Here is a 3170-nt window from a genome sequence, read left to right as displayed (position 1 = left end):
CATTGTTTGCCTTGGCGAATGAGAAGGTCGATAACAAGACGCAAGCCAGGAGACCTGCCACATTCGTTGAGTAACAAACTTTCGGGAAAAAAAGTTTGAGTATGGGTAAATTCTGTGCTTTTCTCCCAGATTTATTAAAATTATGTATTAACCTAAAATGAACAAAAAATCAATTAGTATAGGTGCTTTTGCACTAGCTACGTTTTTTTCTTATGCACAAAAATCAGATTCCTTAAAAACAAATAACCTAAAAGTAGTAGTCGTTTCAGATACTAAATTTGCGCAAAGCAAAGAGAAATCTGGCAAAATCATTGAACTAATTACTGCTCAAGATTTAGAACAAAAACAAGGTCAATCACTTGCAGCTGTTTTAAGTCAAGTAGCTGGTGTAGAAATCAATGGAAACCAATCCTTTGGTGGAAAAAACTTAGGCTACTACATTCGTGGTGGTCGTAATCGTCAAACTGCAATTTATATTGATGGTGTTCCTGTAACCGATGCTTCTGGAATTAATTTAGAGTATGATTTGCGATTACTTTCTGTAGATCAAATTGAAAAAATTGAAGTAATGAAAGGCGCTTCAAGTACTTTATATGGAACGGGAGCTGCAACAGGCGTTATCAATATTACGATGAAAAAATCGGCAATAAAAGATGTTTCAGGTAATGCCTACATTACTATGGGAACGCAAAACACTTCGTATACTTCAAAAACGAGTGCGCAAGATTTCAATCAAGGTTTTTCGGTAAACGGAACAGTTAACAAAATTTCCTACATGACTTCGTTGAACAGCACTGAAACTAAAGGTATGTCTGAAGCAGCAGGTGAAAATTTTGAAGAAGATACGTTTTCAAGAGTCAATGTGTTGCAGAAAATTGGATTTAAAGCAAATGATCAATTAAGTTTTGAGGTTTTTGGAAATTATGACCGAATCAAAAATACGTTTGATAATTCGTTTGACGGAATTATTGCTAATGCAGATGATCTGAATAATACTAGTTTATCGGAACAATTTAGAATTGGTTTCTTGCCAAAATACAACTATAATAAAGGTGAATTTGCAATCAATGCAGGAGCTTCAACAATCAATAGAAAATTAAATATTACTAATACTTGGGCAAATTCTATTGACGCATACAATTATACAGGAAGAACAATTTCTGTTGATGCTTTTAATAAGTATTTATTTAATAATCAATTATTTGTAGTTGCAGGAACGCAATATCTGTATTTTGATATGACCCAAAAAGATGCCTATACTGATGTGGCTAGAGAAGGAGCGAAGTTCAATTTATTAGATCCGTATGCTACATTAGTTTACAATTCAGATTTTGGCTTTAATCTCAATGTTGGTTCACGTTTTAATACACATAGCGAATATGGAAATCAGGTTGTGTATAATTTCAATCCGAGTTTTTCTTTCGAGAATTTACCATTGAAAGTCATGGCTTCTTATAGCACGGCTTTCATCACGCCAAGTTTGTATCAATTATATGGTCCGTATGGAAATTCAGAGTTAACCCCTGAAGAAAATGCTACGGCTGAATTAGGTTTTGAATCGCAATTATTGGATAAGAAATTAACGATAAATGCGGTTGGTTTTTATAGAGCTGAAGAAAATACTTTTGGGTTTTATACCAATCCATCAAATTTTGCATCAAACTATATTAATATTGACGGAACATACAATGCTAAAGGTATTGAAACAAGTATTCGATATAATTTATCTGAACGTTTCAATATTGGTGGAAATTATACTTTTACTCAAGTTGAAAATCAATTAAATCGTTTAATCCCAAAGCATAAAGGAAATGTTGATTTGAACTATAAATTTAAAAGAGGAACATTTGGATTAAATTATCAATTTGTAGATAAAAGAAGTGATGCCTATTATGATTCCAATATTTGGGCAACACAATCGGTTAATTTAGCGGCTTATCAATTAGTAAATTCAACTATTTCTTATGATTTATTGCCAAATCGTTTGCAACTATTTGGAGCGGTAACCAATATCTTTAATGAAGAATTTCAAGAAGTTATTGGGTATAATACCCGCGGAAGAAATTATAAGTTAGGGTTGAATTTTCTGTTTTAGATAAAGTTAATTATTTGATTTTAAAAGGTTTTGGTAATTTTTTATCAAAACCTTTTATTTATTTGTAACAAAATTAAATTACATTCGTCTTCATTATAAACCAACTAACTAAAATGAACCAAAACGAGTTTGTAAAAATAATTACTCCATTTAAGGATAAATTATTTCGTTTAGCAAAACGAATGCTCGTAAGTACTGAAGAAGCAGAAGATGCCACACAGGAGGTTTTAGTAAGGTTGTGGAATAAAAATAGTTCTTTAGAACAGTACAATAGTATAGAAGCTTTAGCAATGACCATGACAAAGAATTATTGTTTGGATCAGTTGAAAAGTAAAAGAGCGACTAATTTTCAAATTGTACATAATAATTATCAAGACCAGCAAGCTAGTGTTGACATACAAATAGAACATCAAAACACGTTGCAATGGGCAGAAAAGTTAATGAACGATTTACCCGAACAACAACGATTGATAGTACAACTTAGAGAAATTGAAGAATACGAATTTTCGGAAATAGCTCAAGTATTAGAAATGAATGAAACAGCGGTTCGAGTAGCATTATCAAGAGCACGAAAAACCTTAAGAGAACAAATAGAAAAAATACATAATTATGGAACTCAAGTTAGTTGAACAATTATTGGATAAATACTTTGAAGGAACAACCACAATAGGGGAAGAAAAACAAATAAAGGCTTATTTTTCTTCAAACGATGTGGCGCCACATTTGGCAAAATATCAAGCGCTGTTTGGTTACTTTGAAACACAAAAAGAAACGCAATTCGAGCCAAAAATTCCAGTACTTCCTAGAAAACAAAATACTGTAAAATGGATGGGTATTGCAGCAAGTTTTGTTGTCCTTTTTGGATTAGCCACCTTTTATTTTAGCACATCCGAACCTAAGCAAGACGATTTAGGAACGTATAATAATCCAGAAGAAGCCTTTGCTGCTACTCAAATAGCATTGTTAATGGTTGCTGAACAAGTAAATGTTGGCATGCAAAGTGTTTCCCATTTAAATGAATACGAAAAAACAAAAAAATCAATTTTTAAATAGTAGAATTATGAAAAATGTAGTT

Annotated in this window: 3 protein-coding genes; all 3 read left to right on the top strand. The window is 32.1% G+C overall.

Going from position 1 to position 3170, the window contains the following annotated elements:
• Nucleotides 1-157: 157 nt before the first annotated feature.
• The 3 genes from ACIQZC_RS10265 to ACIQZC_RS10255 all read left to right on the top strand — a co-directional run bounded on the left by ACIQZC_RS10265 (nt 158) and on the right by ACIQZC_RS10255 (nt 3148).
• A complete protein-coding gene (locus ACIQZC_RS10265) occupies nt 158-2095 on the top strand; it encodes a TonB-dependent receptor plug domain-containing protein (protein ID WP_396139130.1) in 1938 nt (645 codons plus the stop codon).
• A 113-nt stretch (nt 2096-2208) separates the two neighbouring features.
• The gene (locus ACIQZC_RS10260) at nt 2209-2724 is read left to right on the top strand and encodes an RNA polymerase sigma factor (RefSeq protein WP_396139129.1); all 516 of its coding nucleotides are present in this window, start codon (nt 2209-2211) and stop codon (nt 2722-2724) included.
• The gene (locus ACIQZC_RS10255; protein ID WP_396139128.1) at nt 2705-3148 is read left to right on the top strand and encodes a hypothetical protein; all 444 of its coding nucleotides are present in this window, start codon (nt 2705-2707) and stop codon (nt 3146-3148) included. Before ACIQZC_RS10260 ends, ACIQZC_RS10255 begins: the two co-directional genes overlap by 20 nt.
• Nucleotides 3149-3170: the final 22 nt, after the last annotated feature.

Source organism: Flavobacterium sp. (genome assembly GCF_044338735.1).
Taxonomy (GTDB): domain Bacteria; phylum Bacteroidota; class Bacteroidia; order Flavobacteriales; family Flavobacteriaceae; genus Flavobacterium.
Note: the sequence above shows the minus strand (reverse complement) of the source record. Positions and strands in the feature narration are given on the sequence as shown.